Origin of the sequence: Moritella sp. PE36, assembly GCF_000170855.1 — a bacterium.
GTDB lineage: Bacteria > Pseudomonadota > Gammaproteobacteria > Enterobacterales > Moritellaceae > Moritella.
This window is the reverse complement of sequence record NZ_ABCQ01000009.1, coordinates 27,445-49,748: the sequence shown is the minus strand read 5'-3', so window position 1 is coordinate 49,748 and position 22,304 is coordinate 27,445. Positions and strand designations below refer to the sequence as shown.

General features: G+C 40.2%; 20 protein-coding genes. 11 read left to right on the top strand and 9 right to left on the bottom strand.

Annotated features, from left to right (window positions below):
• The first annotated feature begins 18 nt into the window (after nt 1–18).
• Complete coding sequence (locus PE36_RS07745) at nt 19–2,211, top strand: UvrD-helicase domain-containing protein (RefSeq protein WP_006031434.1); 2,193 nt, start codon at nt 19–21, stop codon at nt 2,209–2,211.
• 26 nt (nt 2,212–2,237) lie between these two features.
• Here PE36_RS07745 and rsmS read toward each other — a convergent pair whose 3' ends face one another.
• From rsmS to dinG, 4 genes are all read right to left on the bottom strand, one after another.
• Complete coding sequence (gene rsmS, locus PE36_RS23965) at nt 2,238–2,390, bottom strand: pleiotropic regulatory protein RsmS (RefSeq protein WP_006031433.1); 153 nt, start codon at nt 2,388–2,390, stop codon at nt 2,238–2,240.
• Between the two features lie 65 nt (nt 2,391–2,455).
• Entirely contained in the window at nt 2,456–3,064 is a 609-nt protein-coding gene (gene priC / locus PE36_RS07740; protein ID WP_006031432.1) for a primosomal replication protein PriC, read from the bottom strand.
• Entirely contained in the window at nt 3,052–3,831 is a 780-nt protein-coding gene (locus PE36_RS07735; protein ID WP_006031431.1) for a TSUP family transporter, read from the bottom strand. Before PE36_RS07735 ends, priC begins: the two co-directional genes overlap by 13 nt.
• A complete protein-coding gene (dinG, locus tag PE36_RS07730) occupies nt 3,831–5,894 on the bottom strand; it encodes an ATP-dependent DNA helicase DinG (protein WP_006031430.1) in 2,064 nt (687 codons plus the stop codon). Before dinG ends, PE36_RS07735 begins: the two co-directional genes overlap by 1 nt.
• Before the next feature lie 334 nt (nt 5,895–6,228).
• On the opposite strand from dinG, the gene PE36_RS07725 reads away from it, so the two are divergent.
• Together PE36_RS07725 and PE36_RS07720 are read left to right on the top strand one after the other, a co-directional pair.
• Nucleotides 6,229–6,927, top strand: coding sequence for a response regulator transcription factor (locus tag PE36_RS07725; RefSeq protein WP_006031429.1), 699 nt, complete (start codon nt 6,229–6,231; stop codon nt 6,925–6,927).
• Nucleotides 6,914–8,326 carry an ATP-binding protein gene (locus PE36_RS07720; RefSeq protein ID WP_157517768.1) on the top strand — a complete coding sequence of 471 codons (1,413 nt, stop codon included), beginning with the start codon at nt 6,914–6,916 and terminating at the stop codon, nt 8,324–8,326. Before PE36_RS07725 ends, PE36_RS07720 begins: the two co-directional genes overlap by 14 nt.
• 68 nt (nt 8,327–8,394) lie before the next feature.
• Here the strand turns inward: PE36_RS07720 and PE36_RS07715 are convergent, their stop codons facing one another.
• On the bottom strand, nt 8,395–9,993 hold the full coding sequence (locus PE36_RS07715) for an AMP-binding protein (protein ID WP_006031427.1): 1,599 nt from the start codon (nt 9,991–9,993) through the stop codon (nt 8,395–8,397).
• Between the two features lie 339 nt (nt 9,994–10,332).
• Between PE36_RS07715 and PE36_RS07710 the strand changes: the two genes are divergently transcribed.
• Nucleotides 10,333–10,743 carry a hypothetical protein gene (locus PE36_RS07710; protein ID WP_006031426.1) on the top strand — a complete coding sequence of 137 codons (411 nt, stop codon included), beginning with the start codon at nt 10,333–10,335 and terminating at the stop codon, nt 10,741–10,743.
• Nucleotides 10,744–10,793: 50 nt separating this feature from the next.
• Here PE36_RS07710 and PE36_RS07705 read toward each other — a convergent pair whose 3' ends face one another.
• Both PE36_RS07705 and PE36_RS07700 read right to left on the bottom strand, forming a co-directional pair.
• Nucleotides 10,794–11,132, bottom strand: coding sequence for a universal stress protein UspB (locus tag PE36_RS07705; RefSeq protein ID WP_043994254.1), 339 nt, complete (start codon nt 11,130–11,132; stop codon nt 10,794–10,796).
• Nucleotides 11,133–11,242: 110 nt separating this feature from the next.
• Nucleotides 11,243–13,369 carry a neutral/alkaline non-lysosomal ceramidase N-terminal domain-containing protein gene (locus PE36_RS07700; RefSeq protein ID WP_083797988.1) on the bottom strand — a complete coding sequence of 709 codons (2,127 nt, stop codon included), beginning with the start codon at nt 13,367–13,369 and terminating at the stop codon, nt 11,243–11,245.
• 395 nt (nt 13,370–13,764) lie between these two features.
• Between PE36_RS07700 and emrD the strand changes: the two genes are divergently transcribed.
• Nucleotides 13,765–14,985, top strand: coding sequence for a multidrug efflux MFS transporter EmrD (emrD, locus tag PE36_RS07690; protein WP_006031422.1), 1,221 nt, complete (start codon nt 13,765–13,767; stop codon nt 14,983–14,985).
• Between the two features lie 35 nt (nt 14,986–15,020).
• Here the strand turns inward: emrD and PE36_RS07685 are convergent, their stop codons facing one another.
• Nucleotides 15,021–15,236 carry a hypothetical protein gene (locus PE36_RS07685; RefSeq protein WP_006031421.1) on the bottom strand — a complete coding sequence of 72 codons (216 nt, stop codon included), beginning with the start codon at nt 15,234–15,236 and terminating at the stop codon, nt 15,021–15,023.
• Between the two features lie 129 nt (nt 15,237–15,365).
• On the opposite strand from PE36_RS07685, the gene PE36_RS07680 reads away from it, so the two are divergent.
• The 6 genes from PE36_RS07680 to PE36_RS07660 all read left to right on the top strand — a co-directional run bounded on the left by PE36_RS07680 (nt 15,366) and on the right by PE36_RS07660 (nt 21,717).
• Nucleotides 15,366–15,956, top strand: a complete 591-nt coding sequence (locus tag PE36_RS07680) for a DUF938 domain-containing protein (RefSeq protein ID WP_006031420.1) — start codon at nt 15,366–15,368, stop codon at nt 15,954–15,956.
• Between the two features lie 220 nt (nt 15,957–16,176).
• Nucleotides 16,177–16,299 (top strand): hypothetical protein, encoded by a 123-nt coding sequence (locus PE36_RS24985; protein WP_369751261.1) that lies wholly within the window; start codon nt 16,177–16,179, stop codon nt 16,297–16,299.
• Nucleotides 16,300–16,949: 650 nt separating this feature from the next.
• Entirely contained in the window at nt 16,950–17,435 is a 486-nt protein-coding gene (locus tag PE36_RS07675) for a hypothetical protein (RefSeq protein WP_006031417.1), read from the top strand.
• A 97-nt stretch (nt 17,436–17,532) separates the two neighbouring features.
• Nucleotides 17,533–18,285 (top strand): fimbria/pilus periplasmic chaperone, encoded by a 753-nt coding sequence (locus PE36_RS07670; protein WP_006031416.1) that lies wholly within the window; start codon nt 17,533–17,535, stop codon nt 18,283–18,285.
• A 14-nt stretch (nt 18,286–18,299) separates the two neighbouring features.
• The gene (locus PE36_RS07665) at nt 18,300–20,783 is read left to right on the top strand and encodes a fimbria/pilus outer membrane usher protein (RefSeq protein WP_006031415.1); all 2,484 of its coding nucleotides are present in this window, start codon (nt 18,300–18,302) and stop codon (nt 20,781–20,783) included.
• 1 nt (nt 20,784) lies between these two features.
• Nucleotides 20,785–21,717, top strand: coding sequence for a hypothetical protein (locus tag PE36_RS07660; RefSeq protein WP_006031414.1), 933 nt, complete (start codon nt 20,785–20,787; stop codon nt 21,715–21,717).
• A gap of 233 nt (nt 21,718–21,950) precedes the next feature.
• Here the strand turns inward: PE36_RS07660 and PE36_RS07655 are convergent, their stop codons facing one another.
• Nucleotides 21,951–22,241, bottom strand: coding sequence for a nitrogenase-stabilizing/protective protein NifW (locus PE36_RS07655; protein ID WP_006031413.1), 291 nt, complete (start codon nt 22,239–22,241; stop codon nt 21,951–21,953).
• Between the last annotated feature and the right edge of the window lie 63 nt (nt 22,242–22,304).

Sequence of the window (22,304 nt, the reverse complement as noted above, 5' to 3'; positions counted from 1 at the left end):
TTTACCTACTGTTTTTTATTGAGTCTATCTGCATTGCCTGACTATTCTTTTTCTACCTTCGCACAACTATTAGGGGCGAATTGTCGCACCTTATCATTTCGTCCAGAAGGTGCTGTGTTTACCACTAAACAGCAACAAATTTACCACTATACTTGGGCAACATTTGAGCCTCGGCTGAAACATTATCGGGGATCATTTTTTGATACTTTAGTGGTGTCTTGGGAAAATCAACGGGTGCGGTTAAATGGCATTGCCAAGGCTGAGGTTGCTGGACTTATTGATGATTTGTATTTCTATGCATTAACGGGAAAAGAAGCCGATATCCTCGAATTATATCAGCAACTGACACAGGTGATCGAACGGGGGTATATACCCTATTCAAAATGGATTTTTTTACAAACCCAGCTAGCACCTTGGGCTGATTGGTTGGAAATATTACCGAAAATTAATAAAGTCCCTGCAGCACTTAAATTACCCTTAGCACGTTTACGTTTTTGGCAGCAAAGCCAGGTCGAAAATTTAGATAAATATAACCAAGCAGTGATGAATAAGCACAAGGAACGTTATAAAAGCTTGTTTGATGGCCTTGAACGCCACCCTCTGACAGAGCAACAACGTGATGCCTGCATTGTCGCTAATGATGCAAACTTGGTGTTAGCGGGCGCTGGGTGTGGGAAAACCAGCGTAATGCTAGGGCGCTGTGCTTATTTATTAGAGTCACAGCAAGCAACTGCCGATTCAATCTTGATTTTAGCCTTTGCCAAAGATGCGGCGCAAGAGATGAAGACAAGACTTGCCGAGCGCTTACCCAATGCCAAGATAACCGTGAAAACCTTCCATGCCTTAGCGTTAGATATTATTAAGCAGGTGGATAATGAAAGGCCGAAAGTCAGTAAGTTAGCCAGTAGTGATAGTGCCAAGCAGCAGTTTTTCAAACAAATCATCAGCACACGGTTGCTTGATAAAAAGTTACTTGAAAAAGAGCTACTTGATAAAGAATTGCTCGATACTAACTTTAATAACTTGTTTAGCGAGTATTGCTACGCGTATGTAGCTTGGTTAGGCAAACTGCCTGATGATAAACATGACGCCGAGGTGAAACGGTTATTGGCAGGTAAAGGCGGTTATAAAAAACTGTTAGGTCAGCTGGTCGAATTGACTATGCTATATAAAAATACCCTTACAGTTAAATCTGAGCAAAAATTAAATGCGTTACCTGATACCGACTTTGCCGCATTAACGCATGAGATTGTGGAGATACTGCTTACTCATTACCAGCATGAATTAGACGAAAGCAATGAGATAGATTTTGATGAAATGATCATTAAGGCAAGTGATTATGTGCGTAATGGTCAATTTAGCTCTCCTTGGTTACATATCCTTGTTGATGAATTTCAGGATATTTCGCAAGCGCGCGCAACCTTAGTTAGACACTTACAAACCCAACACGATGACAGTAAGCTATTTTGTGTTGGTGATGATTGGCAGGCTATTTATCAATTTGCAGGCAGTGATATTGCGGTGACAACGCGTTTCAGTGATTATTTTGGTATCACCAGTACTTTACCACTTAATACAACATTTCGCTTTAACGATCAGATCAGTGCGGTTGCCAGTAAGTTTGTGATGGCGAATTCAGAGCAAATGCATAAACAGATAACCACGCATACGAAAGCCAAGAAGGCCTGTATACAGGTCAGTTATTATCAGCTTGGTAACGATCATAAAAGTAGTAACAAGCAAGATGATGCAGCGACATTATTGCTGGAAAAGAAACTAACCCAATTAGCGGCGGCTAATAAAGGTGTAAGTAAAGGCGAAGGCCAACAAAAATCGGTGCTATTACTGGCACGTTTTAATTTTCAACTACCTGATAGCAAGACGCTGACGGCATTATCCACGCAATATCCGCAGTTAGATATAAAATCAATGACGGTGCACAGTTCGAAAGGGCAGGAAGCCGATAATGTCATCGTATTAGCAATGGAAGCGGGAGAGCATGGTTTCCCTTGTCATAAACGTCGTCATCCATTTTCGCTAATATTACAACCGGAACCCACTGGTGTCCCTGATGCTGAAGAGCGCCGACTGTTTTATGTTGCGTTAACACGCGCGCGTCAGCAGGTATATTTGCTGTGTAATAAAGACAAACCATCGGCGTTTATTGAAGAGTTGGTGGCTGGCGATTACGCCATCACAATCGCAAAGTAATGCAGGACTGCTGTTGTTAATCGCGCTTAGCTGCCTTCAGCTTCAAGTTTACGCTGGAAGTCTTGCTGTACGATAGTTAATGCTTTCACGACTGTTTCTGTCGGCATCTGGTTTTCTTCCAGTAATTGGATGAGATCTACTGCTAGTTTTATATGTTTTGGCGCGTTTTCTAGCGACATGATAAAGAATCCTTCATTATTTTAGTAACTTATTTAATTGGTTTACTTCTAGGGCTAGAGCTAAACTAGCTAAGGTCTTTCTTTTGTTCATAGCGTTGTAATTGCTGGCGAACTTTTGCTGTCGCGACCTGACAACGCTGTAACCTTTGCTTCGTTTGCTGCAATTGAAGTGGCTCGCGTTGCTGATCTATAATTGCTTGCAAACGGCGTTCATAGTCTATTTGTTGCGCTAGTTTTTGATATAAATAGTGTGATTTCTGCAATAATTTCTTCGCGATCACATCGTAATTCTTCGGCTCTTCTTTTACTTCACCACGTCTAAAATGACACTGTTGTAATACGCCGTTAATCGCTCTAAATTGATGCGCGACCTTTTCTAATAATACTTGTTCTATTGATAACGTATCGTTTGAGGATGATATTGATGGTTTATCAAAACTCTTATCAAAACAATGCTGCAAACGGATCATGCTTTTTTCTAATTCAGCCACGTATTGATGAATATCGTGATTTTTATTGATGAATAACCCCGGATAGAACAAGGCGCGATCACGTAATTTATAGTTGATCGTAGCGGTGTGATTCGAGTTGACTTGCTTACTCAACGCACTCAGCTGTTGAACACGCTGAGCGAGTTGGTTTAGCTGTTGCTGCTGACGGTTTATTGTAGCCATGCTTGATAAGCCAGTTTACAAGCGATAATGATCACCACAGTAATAAATAATGGGCGAATGAATTTAGCACCAAAATGAATAGCGGTATGCGCACCAGCAATAGCGCCTACCATAATACATAACCCCATACTTAAACCCAGATACCAATTGATATGACCAAGATAAATAAAAGTCAGTAGTGAGGTGAAATTACTGGTAAAATTCATTGCTTTAGCAACGCCCGAAGCAAACAGAATATTGAGTTTGTACAACGCCATCGTTGACACGGTCCAAAATGCACCGGTACCTGGCCCTGCTACACCGTCATAGAAACCTATAATATAACCCTGTAAGCCCTGTTTCTTATGCAGCGCGGGATTATCATCGGGCAAGGTTTCACCAGTATGTTCTTGGGTTTTGCTAAAGATAGAGTAGATAGCCGTAAAGATAATAATCACCGGTAATAACTTGTCTAACCAAGCAGTGCTGATGACGTTAACAACGAGGGTACCGCATATTGCCCCGATGGCTGTGAATACAAATGATCGCCACCAAAATTTGGGATTGAACAAACGCTTCTTATAGAAGGTAATAGCTGCAGCGCATGAGCCAAAGCTTGCAGCCAGTTTATTGGTACCTAATGCCAAGTGTGGTGGTAGGCCAGCACTGAGTAATGCGGGCACTGTTAATAAACCACCACCGCCTGCAATAGCGTCAATGAAACCAGCAACTAATGCAACGCTGCATAAAATTATAAAAACTGAAGGTTCTAAACCAAGCTCTAACATCAAAATTCTATATTTCTTTTATAAGGGGGAAGCGAATTAAGTAATGCTGGTCCATAGCGTTTACTAATAACTCGACGGTCAAGTAGCGTGATTCTACCAGAATCTTTCTCTTTTCTCAGCAATCGGCCACAAGATTGGATCAATTTTTTACTGGCTTCGGGTACCGACACTTGCATGAATGGATTACCGCCCGATTTGGTGATCCATTCTGACTGCGCTTCCTCTACTGGCGAGGTGGGTACTGAGAATGGGATCTTAGTGATAATTAAATTGGTGAGCAGGTCACCGGGTAAATCAAGCCCTTCAGATAAGCTGCTAGTACCAAATAAGATACTGGTTTTATTGGCTTTGACATTTTCGGCGTGTTTTTTTAATTGCTCGCTGCGTGAACTTTCTTTTTGTACCAATAGCTCCAGCTGAGTGGTACTACGAATAATTTCTGCTACTTGGTTCATTTGACGATACGAGCTAAACAACACCAATGAGGCTTTTTTGTCTGGTAACAAGCTAGGGAGTTTTTCACCTAATAATTCAGTAAAGCCTGGTTCATTTGGTGCCAGTGCTAAGTTAGGGATATACAGCTCTGCTTGTTCAAAATTAAACGGTGAGTCGAGTTGCAGATGCTGGGTGGATTCATCATTCAATAAGCCAACTTGGCGGCGGAAATAATTAAAATTACCGAGTGAGGTTAATGTTGCAGAGGTTAAGATCGCTGCGCCACATTGCGACCACAACATGTGTTCTAGCTTACTATCAACATCAATCAAGCTGGCAGCAAAGACATGATCGTCTTGGCGGCTGCCGCTTTTCTCAACCCATTTTGCCAGTGGTGTACCTTTGGTTTCTTTAATCAGCATGTTCCACACTTGATGGAGATTTTCGATACGCTGTAAGTAGAAACCAACCTCGGCAATGAGTTTGTTCGCTTTGGCTTGCGGTAATTGATCTTGCTTTAATTGTTCAGCCAGAATATCAATGATTTTAGCAGTTTGACTCACGCCTCGTTTGGTTTCGTGATTCATGTTTGCCGCTAATTCAGCTAATGCTTCAGGCAGTTCACCATCGGCAAACCGCCATGAATCGTTGGTAAATTGGTTGTCATTGGCCGCCATTAAACTGTGGATCTTGGTAAGCTCTTTATTGATGCTATTGATTGAGCTGAGCAGTTTAGTGACCGGATCCGATATCTCACTTGACGCAATGGCTTGGGTGAGTTGGCGCATTGCTACTGCCATGGTTTGTAACCAAGCTTTCGCACCTAACACTGACGCATGTGCTGACGAGAAGTCTCGCGTAATGCGCGGTAAGTGATGGGCTTCATCAAGTACGTAATAGCAGTCTTCAGGCTTGGGTAAAATAATACCGCCTCCGAGCTCTAAATCGGCCAATAATAATGCGTGGTTAACAATGAGTACATCACACTGGTCTAAGGCTTCACGCGCTTTATGAAACGGACAGTTACGGTGTGCACTAAATGATTTACTGCAACTATGACGATCAGATACGACTAATTGCCAGATATCATCGGGGATCTGAGTTGGCCAGCTATCGATATCACCTTTCCATTTTCCTGCAGCATAAGCAGTAAACAAGCGCTTGATAAGTTGTAAGTCGCGCTTTTTCGGTATCGTCGCTAAGTCAGCAAGCAGCTCCATTTGATCGTCGGCTTTGGCAAGCATCGCCAGTTTTTGTTCACAGCAATAACGTTGGCGACCTTTTACCAAGGCAAACTCAAATTGCAGTCCAGATTGACGGCGAAAGAAAGGTAACTCTTTGTGCAATAACTGCTCTTGCAAGGCGATCGTTGCAGTCGATATGACTAACGTCTGTTTCGCTTCGGTAGCGAGTGGGATCCCTGCAATCAAATAAGCCAATGATTTACCTGTGCCTGTTCCTGCTTCAGCAATAATCAAACGGCGGTTTTTATCAAAATTACCGGCGAGGGTTTTTGCCATTTCAGCTACAAGGATATTTTGTGATCGTCGGACTACGAAGTCAGGTAGTGAATCACGGATGTTTTGATAAACATCACGAATAGCTTTTTTACTCTTATCTGAAAGCATGTTTACTCTTATCTGAAGAAAAATCGTTAGCACTGTCTCACGCTATTTTAGCGCAATAATAAAATCTGTATAGATATTACGTCAGTGAACACTGATAAAATTACAGTAGTTTATAAAAATGCTGACCGAAAGCTTATTAAGTACTGACAAAGCTTACAAAACTGACAAATTAGAGACTGAATGTTGTTGCTTGGTTTTATATGATAACGCTGTTATTCACATATCATGGAACAAAGAGGTTTGCTAATTTCATAGTTATATATTGTGATTTCATAAATAAATTTGTTATAACACTGCTTTACTTAATTGATAATGACATAAGGTTTCCTGATACATGTTAGAAGATGACAAAAAACACATTTTAATTGTTGAAGATGATTTAGAGATTTGTCGCCTTCTTGACATGTTTTTACGCAGTAAAGGATACCAAGTATCGCTCAGTAATAATGGCATTGATGGGCTCTCTGACATCGTCCGGTTGCAACCAGACCTCGTGGTATTGGATATTATGATGCCAGGTTTGGACGGTATCGAAGTATGTAAGCAAAGTCGTGAGCACTATAGCGGGCCTATTATCATGCTTACCGCTTGCAGTGAAGAAATATCCGAAATTGCAGCGTTAGATACGGGGGCCGACGGTTATTTACACAAGCCTCTGCGACCACATATTTTGTTATCGCATATCGAAGCATTTTTACGCCGTGAAAACAGAACTAAGAACAACAATAGTGCGCTAAATCATACCGGCAGTTTAACCATCGATACCTTGAAGCGATTGGTGATGCGTGATAGTGAAGAGATCATCTTAACGGGTGCAGAATATGAAATGTTAGAATATTTAGCCAAACAAGCGGGGACAATTGTCAGTCGAGATGAGTGTTATCGTGCATTAAAAGGCGTTGAATTTGATGGCTTGGACAGAGCCTTGGATATGCGTTTATCAAGCTTACGTAAAAAGATAAAAGATGATGTGGCACCGTATCAAATTATCAAAACAATTCGTTGTAAGGGTTATCTGTTTGTTAAGCAATGATATGTTTCCCGAACTGAAGAAATTCATCAGTGAAAATTCGCCGAATACGCTTTTTTTCAAGCTGTATATCAGTGTGACCGCTGTCATTATTGGCAGTATTGTCCTTGTTAGTATATCGATGGATTATTACTACGAGAACCTTGATGATATTACATTTGTCCATGATGCGAGTTTTGCGGCTAAGTTACTTGATGATTTTGTCGAAGATACCGAGCGTTGGAATATGGAAGTTGATCTATTGAGCCGATTTACTGGCTTTACCATTGAAAATATCTCGATGAAACAAGCATTACTCTATCATCAACAACATGAGTTATTGGATGTGGTTGATATAGAACCCAATAAAAATTATCCCCCGTTACCTGCTGGCATAGGCAAGTGGGGGGTATTTGTATACAAGCATGATGAGGAAGATGATCGTCTTGCCGTGGTCCTTCCGCATCATGATGGACTATTGCTCATCATTGATAGTTCTGAAACTATGTACCCGATAGATGGCCCTGAAGATTGGGAAGATGATTATGCTGAGTTATTTTTATTAGGTTTTATCTTTTTAAGTATCGCTTTAGTGCTGTATTCGACCGTTAGAAATATATCCAATCATGTCTATCGGTTAAGTGCTGCTAGTTTAGCGCTGGCAAAGGGGGATCTAGATACCCGAGTCAATGATAAAATTCCCGCGCCTTTGAATCAAATGGCGGCAAGTTTTAATAAAATGGCTGAATCGTTGCAGCATTCACAGCACCAACAACGTGTAATGGCTAATGCAATTGCTCATGAATTACGTACGCCTTTAACGCGTATTCAATTGGTGATGGGTTTATTAAGTGATGAACAACATAGTGAATATACGACAGCGTTACATCATGATTTAAGTCGTTACTCAGTCGAAATGGAAGCTTTGGCTAATGATATTTTGATGTTACAAACGATTGAACATAATCCGTCGTCAATAAATAAGACCATTGATTTAAGCTGTTTGATGAAATCACGTGAAAGTGAATTTCAGCGCCAATACCCTCATGTCTGCATTTCATCAAGTATTGATTTGGTGAGTATTGATGGCAACCCGCGCTACTTTCAGCTTATTGTTGATAATCTTGTAAAGAATGCCTGTTTATACGCAGACTCAAACGTTAAACTCACGCTTAAAAAGTATGCTGATTGTTGCTGTATTATTGTCGAAGATGATGGCGATGGGATTTGCCCACTGCAACGTGAGCAAGTATTAGATGCATTTACCCGTTTAGATAACAGTCGAAGTCGGCAAACGGGTGGTTTTGGTTTAGGTTTAGCGATTGTGAATACGGCGGTTAAGACCATGAAAGGGGAAATAGAAATTAAAACGAGTGAATTGGGTGGGGCGTTGTTTGTGGTGACATTTAAGCACTCAAACTGATGTTGAGTGCTTATACTATAGCTTGTTAATTCAGTATCTTGCTAATAAAGTACCTTGTTCACTGTTAACTAAACAGTACGCAGCTCTCGACGTAGAATTTTGCCAACCGCTGTTTTTGGTAATTCATCCATAAACACAATTTGCTTCGGTACTTTGTAGGCAGTTAAAAATTCTTTGCAGTGAGAAATGACATCTTGTTCTTTAAGGTCTTGGTTGTCTTTAGTTTTGACAATAAAGGCTTTAACGGCTTCACCGGTTTTCTCTAGTGGTACACCAATCACGGCGGCTTCTAAAATACCCGTGTGATTTGATAAGATCTCTTCAACTTCATTAGGATAAACATTAAAACCAGATACGATGATCATGTCTTTTTTACGATCAACAATTTTGTAATAACCATTGTCTAATTGTTCTGCAATATCACCTGTTTTGAAGAAACCATCATCAGTCATGACTTCGGCTGTTGCTGCTTCACTACGCCAGTAACCTTGCATCACTTGTGGACCGCGAACAGATAATTCACCAGCTTGACCGGCCTCGACTTCATTATCATTGTCATCAAGTAGCTTAATTTCAGTACCTGGTAAGGCTGCACCAATAGAGCCGACTAAGGTTTCTCCTGGGCGGTTGAAGGTAACAACTGGCGATGTTTCAGATAAGCCATAACCTTCACAAATGTCGCAGCCAGTCACTTCTTTCCATAACTTGGCGGTTGAACTAGTGAGCGCGGTGCCACCCGAGGTTGTTATTTTTAAATAGCTGAAATCTAATGCTTTAAATTCAGGTAGGGTACATAAACCAACAAATAAGGTATTTAGCCCTGAAATAGCGGTGAATTTCACGTCTTTGATGGCGTTTACAAAGCTTGGCATATCACGCGGATTGGGAATTAATACGGTGTGAGCACCCGTACTGAAGTACAGCAATAAGGTGATGTTAAATGCGTAAATATGATACAGCGGTAATGGCGATATCAGTATTTCTTCGCCTTCTGCGATCTCGTTGGTCAAACGATTCTTCGTTTGAATAGTATTACTTAATACATTGCGGTGGCTTAGCATTGCGCCTTTTGATAAACCTGTGGTACCGCCGGTGTATTGTAAAACGGCTAAATCATCCATGTCGCAAGCAACGGGTACGTAAGGGTTATTTTTACCGAGTGCAATAGCATCAAGTAATGAAATGGTGTCTAGTTGCGTAGAGCCTTGTTCTTGTGGCGCGAGTAAGTCTGCTGCGTGGGTAGTAATAATTGTCTTGATGTTGGTATCAGGTAGTACTTTCTCTGCGACGGGTAGTAGGTCAGATAAGATAACTAATGCAGTGGCTTCAGAGTTGTTAAATTGATGTAACATTTCTCTTGGGGTATATAGCGGGTTGGTATTGACTAATACTAATCCTGCGCGAGTTGCACCATAAGCAACAATCGGAAATTGGGTAATGCTTGGCAATTGGATCGCAATCTTATCACCGGGCTTTAGGTCGGTATGGTTTTGTAAATAAGATGCAAAGGCAGCAGAGAGTTGATCAATCTCTTTAAAAGTAAGGGTTTTACCTAAACAGGTATAAGCAGGTCTATTCGCATATTCTTCACATGTGTCTTGTATCAAATCAGCAATACAATTGATTCCATTCAATTCGATTTTTTCTATAGCAGTATCCGATAACATATAATTCTTCCTATACCATTAAGTTGTGTTGTGAATATAAGGTGACACCTAGTTTCTTATTTTGTTGCAACATACTTGTTACAAAAACCTATTTAACCTAAATTTATTTGAACAAGGAATTTAAACAGTCGTATGATTTATTATATTACTGCTGAATTTTTGGATTGCCACGATCAATACGATATTTTTATAAATAGGTTAACTGGTCGGTTTAGTCGAGGTGCATTTTAAACTTCAGCTGAATAGCAGGTTTAGCCGTTAGCAACTAGGCTTTTATATATCGTTTTAATTTAATTCACGCAGCATATGCTAAATAATAGGTTGTAAGAGGTAATATTTATGGCTAATGGTATGATTAACATCATGTTTATACTGTTTCTGATTTATCCATTGAATAGTTTTTCTAAACAACAAGTGGGTATATTTTTGGGTAGTCCAATGTCAGGTTTTCAGTATCAGCAGGATAACTTACGATTCTCTTTAGGTATTAAAGACTTTGGCTTTGCGGTTGATCAGACTTTCAGTGTTGCAGCATTATTGAAGAAACCTAAATTGGCCCCTCTATATGTTTTTTTAGGGGGACAAATTGTTGATCACCATAAGCATAAAATAGCAGTGCGCTCTGGTATTGGTTTTCAGCAGCCATTTGAGCAAGTTATATTTTATGGCGAACTGGGCCCGAGCTTGTATGTTCTAGAAGATGTGGATATTAAGTTAGAAGCGAGCTTAGGCATAAAAATAGACTTTTAAGCATACTCGCTGCTGAGGCTATTCAGCATTTTATATTTAATGTATCGATATTATAAATCGAGGTACATTAATGCCGGAATGAGGAGAATATTGGCAGCAACGAGATAGCTGGCCAAGGTAAATATTTTTTTTACCTTATTGCAACGATAAATAAAATATTCGTCAAAATGATGCAAATGTTCATTGCGGCGAATGTAATGGAATAGTTGCATTTGTTTGCTGTAATTGCCCTCAGTATTAAAAAACACGCGTCCATTAACACGTTGGTAAAGTAGCGGATCAATGTCTTTCATTCGATATAATAGGCAACGTAACGAGGATACCGCCCGTGCGACATTTATCAGGGTAATAATGGAAAATGCGATAAAGATGAGATCACTATTATTCATATCATACTCCTTAGTGAGTGCTGCCACCGTGTCCAACTGATAACTCACCCTACTTTAATGAGTTTAATATAAATTCTAATTTTCGGTAGCCGTAAACCTGAAAAGGAGCGTTAATATTGTTTAATAGCACTATTTACGGTAAATAATGCTGAATGGAGTTCTGGGTGTGATTGTCGTGCTGCAATCGTGAAACGATAATCTTGTCCTGCTATTGGGTTATACCAGCGTGCTTGGTATATGCCCATATTATGGTCGGTATGAGTGAGGTAGCGGATTTCAATATCATAACCTTCATCCGAAATCGGCATTAGGCCTTTTTTGATGTTTTTCCATTTACCTTGTTGTTTCTGTTGTATTTTAACGAGGGGCAGGTGAAAGGATATTTCAGTGCTATTAACATCAATCCATTCAAACACGACGTAGTTTTCTTGGCTGTTATCTGAGTTCGATATGCCTTGCGCATTCGTTATTATTTTCAGGCTGGGTTGTGCGTGAACAGTCCGTCGGCCTAAGCTCTTTTTTTGATGAGGTAACGCCGAGTTAACGACCACATCATAGCGCCATTCGGGCAGGATTTCATTGATGCTGTTGTTGATGGCATTGTGCTGCATGTCTTGAGCCAAGGCGTTTAATTGGGCACGAAGATAGGCAGTTGTATACTTTCCATAAAGCGTATGCCCGCCTTCATAATATTGCTGGGAGTACTCTTCCTCGGTGGTGCTATAACCAAAGTAACCATTGGCATTACTCGTCACCCAAAGATGTTCGATGGGGTTATTCCTGTTGTTGGTGTTAGTGCTGTTGTAGCTATTGCTAAAAGCGTTTGCCACACTGTTGGCAATACGTCGTCCAGCTTCTGTGGTTACTTCAAAAGGTAAAGGTATGATGGCAGCATCGTTAATCTTGATGAGTTGGAATAAAACGGTATTGGGGAAGCTTTCACTGGGCGCGAATAATTGTTGTGGGTATTTATAACCGAGATAGGCTTTATTGCCCTGGCAACCATCGTTAAAAAACCAACTGCCGCCATGGAAAAATGGGTTTAAGCCAAGATAGGGAGTACGGCGTTCATAGGCTCCTCTGGCTACGGGCGCGCCGACCGCTGGCGACTGACAAAGCGTGATATTAGCAATGGTATTATCGCGTTGAATATTTATCTCTCTTGCTGCTGTGGTCACATTAATGATACTGGTTAGCCGGGGCGAGAGGGAGTTAAACAGACTAATGGCTTCTTCACCTATGCCTTTCCCTAAGTGTTTTGCTGCAGGCCAGTCGACATCAAAATGGCTAAACATATTATCTCCCTGATCCGGTAATGCAGGTGCCATATCGCCTTGAGTACCCGTTGTTAAAGCATGCACGATAGGCCAAGGTGTCTGGTATTGATCTTGAATGTACCATTGCAGATCTTTTTGTGCGTAAGCAAATAGGTCGGCATTGTAAACGTCGACAGCAGGGCTTAATGCCGTTGCATGTACCGAGAAACTGGCAAAGGCGGCAAGGGGTTTAAACTGTCCTGCATTGTCTTTTACATCAATACGAAGCATATATAATGCGGGATTGACGGCGCTAAATATGGATTGCGGATCAGTAGGGTCTATGTCGTCGATATTATCGTTATGTAAATAAGCATTTAAAGAACGGTTGCGATTATAACCGTATATATCACGCCGTCCCGTGGCTATTTTAGCTGGTCGTTGTTGGACGATTGCTTGTTTTATTCCGTCACTAATTTGCTGGGTTAAAAACCTTAAATACTGTTCATCTAAGCCGGCCTGACTAGACATATGTTTATTGTAAAAATCATTTTCAAAATGGTTTGCAGGTGCAGAGTGGGTATGGCTTGCGGTGATGGCAATATCACTTACTTTTAATCCGCTACTGGCTACCGCCAATGCGACCTTGTGGTGTAACAGTAATGACGCTGAAGTCAGGTCTGTTTGCACTAATGCTGTCGCGTTACCCTGACCATCATTAATGTAAATCACCCTGGCTTTGAGCCTAGTCCTGAAACCAACACTGTTATTCGCCATGACTGAATAGCCACCCATCGCCATGCCCGGAGGAGGGGTTATATCAACAGATATTGCTCCCGCTGTTGCGACGCCTGTTGGTGCGATAAATAGGGGGGGTGGTTGTACTAAGTTGAGCTGTGTTGTTGTCGAACATGCAGACAGCAAGAGTGTGATAACGAAGAAAAAGAACGCGGTGATATACGGTTTTATAGTGAAAATCATGTGACTGTCCGTAGCCTTAATTATGCAGATAAAGGCATCCTTGCCTTTGTTGTTCCTGAAATTATAGGAAGACTTAACCCCACTTTCAATGTAATAAAAACCAAGTAGCAGTAATGAACAAACCGTGGTGATATTCGACGTAGTTCATTACATTGAAAAGCATTAGATAAACTAATGCATTACAGCTAAAAAAGTACGGTGTCAATACTGTGTTTTTGCTTGCGATAGTGTGTTTTCAAGATTACTATGCCGCCTGAAATGCAGAGTAAGATATTGCGTATATGGATTTAGCCTGTCACCAATCTTTACATTATCAATCCAACTAGAGTTTATCTCTAATTATTGCGGTTTTTAGCCTTAATTACCGTTTTATATTCGTATATTATTATGAGGGTATGGTTGTGCTACAACAATCGTCTTCTGCCAATATGGCAAAGTTACTATTTCTAATTATTATTCTGACCGCTGTTGGGCAAATGACACAAACGATGTATGTGCCATCAATTGCTGCAATGGCCAGCGATTTTGCTGTTCAGCCCACGTATTTACAGGCTGTTATGGCTGCTTACTTGATCCCTTATGGGTTATCACAGTTTATTTATGGACCATTATCAGATCGCATTGGCAGACGTCCTGTGATCATGGTAGGTATGCTGATATTTTTACTTGGTACATTAGGGGCGTTGTTTGCATCGTCTTTTGAATTGTTTCTATTAGCCAGCTTTATCCAAGGTTCAGGAACGGGTTGTGCGGGCGCAATGTCGCGAACTGTCACACGTGACTGCTACGATGGCGCAGCGCTGCATAAAGCCAATAGCTTAGTGAGCATGGGGGTGATCTTTTCACCGTTATTGGCGCCAGTTGTTGGTGGATACCTGTCAATGGCGTTTGATTGGCATGCAAGTTATGTATTTCTACTGGTTTTTGGCGCGCTGGTCACATTAGCTATGTTTGTGATGTTTGATGAAACATTGCCGAAAGAAAACCGTCGTAATGAACGCGTTTGGACAAGTTATAGTTATGTACTGAGTAACCGTCAATTCCAAGGTTATGTATTTTGCTTGATTGCGACATTTGCGGGTATTGCGGTATTTGAAGCGGCGGCTGGGGTATTACTGGGTAGCGTGTTAAAACTCGATCCCACCACAGTAAGTTGGTTGTTTGTATTACCACTGCCGGGGTATTTATTGGGTGCATGGTTATCAGCCACGTTATCGGCGCGACTTGGTCAACGTCATCTATTCAATATTGGCATGGCGGCACTGATCATTGGTGCCTTGATTATTTTTATACCCGGTATGGCAGGACTTGTTACTGTGGTATCGCTGATCGGTGGTGGGTTTGTGTCGTTTATTGGTGCTGGCATTATATTCCCAGCAGCAACGACCGCGGCTATTCAACCTTTCCCACATCATGCTGGCACAGCGGGCGCTATTTTAGGTGGTATGCAAAATTTAGGTGCGGGTCTTGCGACGCTAGCTGCATCCTTAATGGGCGCAAAGGATCAATTTAACCTTGGTTCTGTGATGCTGGTGGCTGCGGTGTTAGTGGTGATTAGCCTACTTTGGGTGCGTCGTCGCTTCGCTAATGATGCTGCAATGACACCAAGCTTATAAAAGAATACATCGGGAACAGGACGTTCCCGTTTGAATTAATGTTCATGTTCTCGGTAATGAGGATCGGTCCAGCAACGTGGCAGCTCTTCGCCTGATAGGAAAAGCAAATCTGATTTATTAAATGATTCAGGGTCTTGCTGTTCTTCACCAACCTGATAACGACCTAATACAGTATTATGGAATAGATTAGTAAGGTCATCTTGTCCTATCACCTCTATCATATCGTTATTGCCTCTATGTTTAAAAAACATGATTCGCTCCACTCATTAGCTGCTTTCTACTAGTAAAGTATAGCTTGAGATAACCTTTTATCATCTTGATTATCAGTTAAACTGTTAATGCGAGTAATCATGGTAACGGACAACGGATACAGGTGAAATATGACAAAACCTTTCTCACAATCTTGTGAAAATAATAAACAAGCTATTTTAAGTGCACTCACTGGCGAGTTTCCTCAACCCCTGCGAATATTGGAAATTGGTACCGGAAGTGCGCAACATGCGGTGTATTTTGCGGCTCAATTACCACATCTAACTTGGCAAACGAGCGATTTAGCCTGTAATCATGCTGGTATAAACAGTTGGCTAGACAGTGTGTCCTTGGCTAATTTACAACGCCCTATATTATTAGATCTAAACCAACCTTGGCCGATTGAAAACGTGGATGGTATTTTTACTGCGAATACCCTACATATTGTTAGCTGGCCCTTAGTTAAAAATTTCTTTCAGGGCGTTGGTGAGCATTTGTCATCAGGTGGGAAACTGTGTATTTATGGCCCGTTTAATTATCAGGGACAATTTACGAGTCAAAGTAATGCTGATTTTGATGTGTGGCTGAAGAATATCGATGTTGAGCGTGGTATCCGCGATATTGAAGCGATTAGCCAGCTTGCAAATCAACAGGGTCTGATATTAAGGGATGATCACGCTATGCCCGCGAATAATCGGTTATTAGTGTTTGTTAAGTCCTAGCGAACAGATTAACGTGGCACCAATACCAATACCAATACCAATACCAATACCAATACCAATACCAATCGCTTGTAGCCAAATCAATATTTCCATTCGATCCCCCTTAATTGTATGTCGTCTTGAATTTGTTAAATTGGTAAACGCGATACAACTTTAAGTTAATGGTAAATTTATGGAGATTGCAGAGGTGTCTAGTTAATCAGGGGGAGCCCCTTCAACACTGAGATATTATGAAAAGCTTGGACTTATGCGGTCTATTACTAGGAAAGGGTTGCGACGCCAATATGCCCCCGCCATCTCACTTCGCATGTCCATCATTTCAAACGCTGATGACATCGATTAAGCGCTATCTGCCTTATAACCTGTGTCGCATTTCACCATATAAAGGTAAGATCTAGATTGATTAATTTGCCATTGCGAGATAATAAGGAGTTTTCAAGCTGATATTCAACTGATTCATAACTTTCAAATGCAATTATTTACATTTAATTAGATCTCATTAAATTTCACTGCATTGCATCACACTTGATCATATTTGATCACATTTCATTTAATTTTAATTTCATTTCGTGTTTCATTTCATCGGATTGCATTTCATTTTGCGTTTCATTTTGCATTTCACTGTGTCTTATTGAGTTTCACTTCATTGTACTTCGTTGTGACTTATCGATTTTAGACTCATTTCGTTTCATTTCGTCGCATTTCGTCGCATTTAGTTGCGTTTTATCGCGTTGCATTTTGCGTTGCATTTTGCATTGCATTTTACAGAATTACTTTTATTTTGTTCTTTTTTTACAAAACATTCCTAACACTCTACTTTTAATTGTCAATCGTAATAACCAGATTTATCTATGAAAAAATAATTTTATCTATTATTAGAAAAAATGGTATTGCGCTTGCACATGCCCTTGTGCTTGCAAATAGCAATACACAAAGGCGATTCGTTCAAAGGATGCGCTTGTGAACAATTATTTAAATCATTGGAGAAGTAAAATGTTATTCAATAAAAAAGTAGTTATGGCTGTAACAGCAGTATTAGGTTTTGTGTCTAGCAATACATTTGCATTAGGTAATGGAGTGGCGACTACAGACATCGCTCTCAGTACTGTAGTGGATTCAGAATGTACTATCGAAACCAGTACATCTAGTTTTTCACCTAACCTTTCAACGGGTGAAAGTAGCACCCTAATTGCGAGCATTACTGAAATTTGTAATGACTCGAACGGTTACACAGTTACATTTAGCTCTGCCAATAATGGCGAGTTACAACACGCTGGCACCTCAGCAAAGCAAGATTATAAAATCAGTTATGGCAGCATTAATAACAAGCAACTGAATAATAGTAAATCCTCGAGTTATTCAGGTGGGACCTTATTGAATGCAGTTGCTCTGACAATGAATCTCGATGCAATCAGTGGCGTTATTGCTGCTGGTACTTGGTCTGACACTATCACCGTGACGGTAGCTGTTAATGATTAATCTTTATTTGTAGTCCTACTGGCTATACGGGTGTATCTCAGACATTCCCCCTTCAGTTACTTGTGATACGCCCTTCTTACTTAAAGAGGGATATATTATGAAAACACTTACTTATCACTTATTAATGCTTTCTCTGGCTCTGACACTCATTATTCCCATTACGGCACAAGCATTAAAGATGGTGCCTATGTCGGTAAAGATGTCGCCTTCAGGTCGTGGTGCAAACGAGACATTCGTCATTGGTAACAGCGGAGCAAAACCTGTTGCTGTTGAAATGAAGGTATTTATTCGCAGTATGACTGAAGATGGTGAGGAAGTCCTAACAGAGTCAGAAGATGACTTTATTGTATTTCCTGAACAAATGATTGTCATGCCAGATCAATCTCAATCGGTTCGTCTACAGTGGATAGGACAGGAACCCGATAAAGAACTTGCTTATCGATTAGTGGCCGAACAACTGCCTCTTAACTTAGAGGAGGAAGTCGTTGATGGCAGTCGTATCAATGTTATATTCCGCTATATGGCCTCTGTTTACGTTTTACCTAAACGTCGAGTACAAGCAGATATAAAAATAACGGATGCTTATATCGAAGAAAGTAATAGAGACGGTGATATCAAAAATTTAATTATCATTGCGCATAATCAAGGGACGAAACACACCATACTGAGAAAGCCAACACTAACGTTAACAACGGCAACAGAAACGTTTATTTTGAAAGCAGAGCAATTGCCCGGGCTCAGCGGTGCAAATATGCTCGTCGGGCACACAAGAGTATTCAAGTTACCTAAACCAGCAGGATTACACACTGGTTCGTTTGAAGCTGATCTTCAGTTCTACGGCAAAAAATAACCGATATTAATTCGATGAAATCGAATGATTACAATCATAAATATTATTCGTTCATCAAATATATCATCATATTAATCGCCTACATTAGTATGTTGATATCTTTAATATTGAATAATGCTTATACACAAGAAGGTGATCTTTATTTAAAAGCCTTTGGTAAGAAAAAAAATAATGTAAGTCAATTATTAACTGTGCCTCTTATTATAAATGAACGTGATCGAGGCGATATTGATATTGTGTTCGATGGGAAAAAAGAAAACACTCAGATTAAACTCACTAAGTTTATACCCTATATCGAAGAATTACTTAAAGATAAGGTATTAAAAGCAATACTCACTGATTTTTCAGAGAAGGAACAAATTAATTTATCAGCGCTTAAGCCTCACAAACTTTCTGCACGTTATGATAGTAAGAATCTCGAGCTGCATATTAATATACCCGCAGAGCTAAGAAAAACTGAAGTTATCAGTTTTAGAACCACCAACAATGCCTTATCGAGTAGTGATGTAATTAAACCCAGTAACTTTAGTGCCTATATGAATGTGTATTCTGATCTACAGTATGTATGGAAAGGTGACCGTGTTGGACGACAGCCAGCGAATATAGTATTTGATGGTGCATTAAACTATTCTGATTGGGTGCTTGAAAGTGAAGTATTTTATCGCGAAGGTAAATTGAAAAAATTTCAACGAGGTAATGTCACGCTAGTTAAAGATTTGCTTGCACCTAGCCTGAGAGTTGCAGTAATGGATGTCGCACTGCCTAGCACTGATTTCCAAAGTTCTGTCGCTGTCGGAGGGCTAGTTATTGCGAAAAATCATCAAATACGTCCGGATATCATCACTTATCCTTCCAGCCAAAAACAGTTTTTATTGGAACATCCATCTTCTGTTGAAATAATAATAAATTCAAAACATTACAAGACAATTCATCTGCCCGCCGGTAGCTATGATTTGCGCGATTTTCCGGTGGCTCGTGGTGTGAATGACATTATCATTCGAATTAAAGATGATTTTGGCCGAGAGCGTGAACTGATATTCCCGTTTATCTCAGAAACTCAACTGCTTGCAAACAATATGCATGAATATGCATATGGCTTTGGGTTCCCTTCGACCATATCAGAGGCCGAATATGATACACGGCATCTGTTTTTGTCCGGATTTCATCGAATAGGTCTACGTGACAATATGACAGCTGGATTAAACTTCCAGGGAAATGAAACGCAACAATTATTAGGCGGTGAATTCTCGTTTGCATCAAGACTAGGTAATGTATCACTCCGCGGAGCATTAAGTCGCGGTGATACGCAAGGCTATGGGTTTGCCTGTTCGCTTAATTACAGTTATCAGGCACCAATCAACTCCAGTCATCGAGATCGAATATGGGATTTTTATGCCGAGTATAAAACACAAGGTTTTACGTCCCCCAATCAATCTTCGGGAGCAACCGAGCTCGCCCTGAATGTTACTGGGTCAGTGAGTCAACCGCTGGGTAATGATATGTTTGTCTCAGTTCGTGGGAGCTATCAACACATTCATAACGTAAATAAAGTCAGTGTATTATTTCGAAAAAATGTATCTCCTAAATTTAGTTGGGATATAGGATTAACCCGTGCAGATAACTTTAATATCGGCGAAGATTATCAAGTATCCGCCAACATGAGTTTCTATTTTGGTGAAAATAGACAGAGCGTGAAGCTTTCTGCTGACAGTAAATATCAAAGTAAACGGCTTAGGTGGGATAGGCGTTCTGACAAAAATTATGGTGGTTTTGATATTAGTGTCGATGCGATTAAAAAAAATGTGCACACATCGCTGATGGGAAATATACAACATAGTAACAATCGTATTGAGTCCAGTTTAAGACATAATATGGAATGGCCACAAAATGAAAGTCAAACCCAGACAAAACGAACATCTCTCAGTATTGCCAGCGCAGTGGTCTATGCTGATGGTTATTTTGGATTATCTAGGCCGATTAGAGACAGCTTCGCCATTGTCATTCCACATAGCTCAATAGGTGATCAAAATATTGGTGTTAATCCATTTAAGAATTCTTATCAGACTGAATCTGGGCTAATGGGTCCCGCTGTGATTCCGAATTTGACTTCATATCAAACTAGAACAGTAATCGTTGATGTACCTGATTTGCCACTGGGTTATAACCTGGACAACGATCTGCCCAATCTGTTACCAACTTTTCGTAGTGGCACTATAATTCCTTTGGGCGGTGATGCGAATGTACTTCTGGTTGGCACATTATATATTCGTGAAGGTGAAGCTGCCAAACTTGAAACAGGTAAATTAGTGTCGTTAAATGAAACTGATCAAAAAACCTATCCGTTCTTTACTAATCGTAAAGGTAAATTCTATATCAGCAACTTAAGGCCGGGGAATTATCAATTACACTTATTTTCTTTTCCTAAGTTGGTATTAACGATTGAAATACCAACAGATGTCGCAGGAATGCATAATATCGGAAATATAGGGATTTATTGACATGAAATTAATAACTTACAGTTTACCAACCTATCTACAATATTTGTTACTTATTTTTATATCCTTATGCTCCACTAATATACAGGCACAAGGTTGTAAGTTACATTTAGATAATTTGGTCGATGTAGAGATAAAAACAAATACATCATCTGGCAACACTCATTATAATATCGTTCAAGATAATCGTAACGAGACATTCAAGGTCAGAAACAGCGGGGGAAGCTGTTCATTCTTCATTTCCTTTTCCGGAAGTTCACATATCAGGTATTTAAAATCTGCACAAGACAAGATTGCTTATGGTATTTATGATTCTGTACAACGAAATAATCCGTTAATTGGGTTGCCGACAGCAACAGAAAGAAATATACAGAAGGGTGCATTCAAGGAAAATGAAACAAATAAAACCTTTACCTATTTTTACTTTCTTGATGTAGATGATGCTATATCTGCAGGAGAATACAGTGATTCCATGCAGATTGAACTCTATGAAGGCACACTCGGCAATCATATCTTGCATGATACAAAAACAATTGAATTTTTAACAAACATCGAGTCATTTATCAATGTTACTGTACAAGGTGGACAAGGCTCGGGTAAAAAAACCAGACTGCATTTTGGCACGGCCAAACCCGGTATAAGCTTGGGATTTGAAATCAATATCAACGCTAATACCGGCTACGACATGTTACTTGAGTCACAAAACCGGGGAGTAATGCGATTAGACTCTCATCGTGTAGCTAATACTATTCCATACCTTCTATTTAAAGATGGACACCAGCTTGATATTAGCAATAAAGTCCAACTCCCTTATATGAATACAATTCATTCAATACCGGTAGTTCGCCATGACTTTATTGTCACTATCGATGAATTTAATTATGTTTTGAGTGGTGAATACAAAGACACCATTACCATTACAGTAATGGCGAGGTAAAATATAGTGGTCATTTTTCTGTTTAAGAATCTAACTCTGATATAAGTCTTTAGTGCTAGGAACCTAATCTTTCCCCGATCTGCATCAAGCTGCTGTCGAAACCAATATCAAAAAAGCATTAACTTCTTTAATCCTTACTTTAGCGAGTCCGTTGGTCTGGCGCATTCAGGACATAATCACGCTATGCCCGCGAATAATCGCTTATTAGTGTTTGTTAAGTCCTAGCGAACAGATTAACGCCTTTCACAAGAAGTACAACCACGACAAGCTGAGCGTGTTTTGCTACTTCGATCTAAGCGACCGCGTTGAATTTTACAATACGCATTCTTTAAGCAGCGGCGATAATCAAACCAGTCTTGTGGTTTTGTTAAGATCACATAACCGTTAAAGCGCTTAAGTAAATCATCTTGCCATTCATGCATCAAGTCGCTGTCGAAACCAATATCAAAAAAGTGTAATAATTCCGAGATACTCGTTAGTTGTTTTAATTTGTCTTCAATGCTAGTGGCGTGTGTTGTTTGCATGCTTGTAGGTATCTTGAGTGGCTGCGTGACGATGGATTGTGGCAGTGCTCATTTTCTCATGTT

What these genes read in the sequence shown, in the direction of transcription:
- rsmS (WP_006031433.1), bottom strand. Translation starts at nt 2,390, where the DNA reads ATGTCGCTAGAAAACGCGCCAAAACATATAAAACTAGCAGTAGATCTC.
- priC (WP_006031432.1), bottom strand. Translation starts at nt 3,064, where the DNA reads ATGGCTACAATAAACCGTCAGCAGCAACAGCTAAACCAACTCGCTCAG.
- PE36_RS07735 (WP_006031431.1), bottom strand. Translation starts at nt 3,831, where the DNA reads ATGTTAGAGCTTGGTTTAGAACCTTCAGTTTTTATAATTTTATGCAGC.
- dinG (WP_006031430.1), bottom strand. Translation starts at nt 5,894, where the DNA reads ATGCTTTCAGATAAGAGTAAAAAAGCTATTCGTGATGTTTATCAAAAC.
- PE36_RS07725 (WP_006031429.1), top strand. Translation starts at nt 6,229, where the DNA reads ATGTTAGAAGATGACAAAAAACACATTTTAATTGTTGAAGATGATTTA.
- PE36_RS07715 (WP_006031427.1), bottom strand. Translation starts at nt 9,993, where the DNA reads ATGTTATCGGATACTGCTATAGAAAAAATCGAATTGAATGGAATCAAT.
- PE36_RS07710 (WP_006031426.1), top strand. Translation starts at nt 10,333, where the DNA reads ATGGCTAATGGTATGATTAACATCATGTTTATACTGTTTCTGATTTAT.
- PE36_RS07705 (WP_043994254.1), bottom strand. Translation starts at nt 11,132, where the DNA reads ATGAATAATAGTGATCTCATCTTTATCGCATTTTCCATTATTACCCTG.
- PE36_RS07700 (WP_083797988.1), bottom strand. Translation starts at nt 13,369, where the DNA reads ATGATTTTCACTATAAAACCGTATATCACCGCGTTCTTTTTCTTCGTT.
- emrD (WP_006031422.1), top strand. Translation starts at nt 13,765, where the DNA reads ATGGTTGTGCTACAACAATCGTCTTCTGCCAATATGGCAAAGTTACTA.
- PE36_RS07685 (WP_006031421.1), bottom strand. Translation starts at nt 15,236, where the DNA reads ATGTTTTTTAAACATAGAGGCAATAACGATATGATAGAGGTGATAGGA.
- PE36_RS07680 (WP_006031420.1), top strand. Translation starts at nt 15,366, where the DNA reads ATGACAAAACCTTTCTCACAATCTTGTGAAAATAATAAACAAGCTATT.
- PE36_RS07675 (WP_006031417.1), top strand. Translation starts at nt 16,950, where the DNA reads ATGTTATTCAATAAAAAAGTAGTTATGGCTGTAACAGCAGTATTAGGT.
- PE36_RS07670 (WP_006031416.1), top strand. Translation starts at nt 17,533, where the DNA reads ATGAAAACACTTACTTATCACTTATTAATGCTTTCTCTGGCTCTGACA.
- PE36_RS07665 (WP_006031415.1), top strand. Translation starts at nt 18,300, where the DNA reads ATGAAATCGAATGATTACAATCATAAATATTATTCGTTCATCAAATAT.
- PE36_RS07660 (WP_006031414.1), top strand. Translation starts at nt 20,785, where the DNA reads ATGAAATTAATAACTTACAGTTTACCAACCTATCTACAATATTTGTTA.
- PE36_RS07655 (WP_006031413.1), bottom strand. Translation starts at nt 22,241, where the DNA reads ATGCAAACAACACACGCCACTAGCATTGAAGACAAATTAAAACAACTA.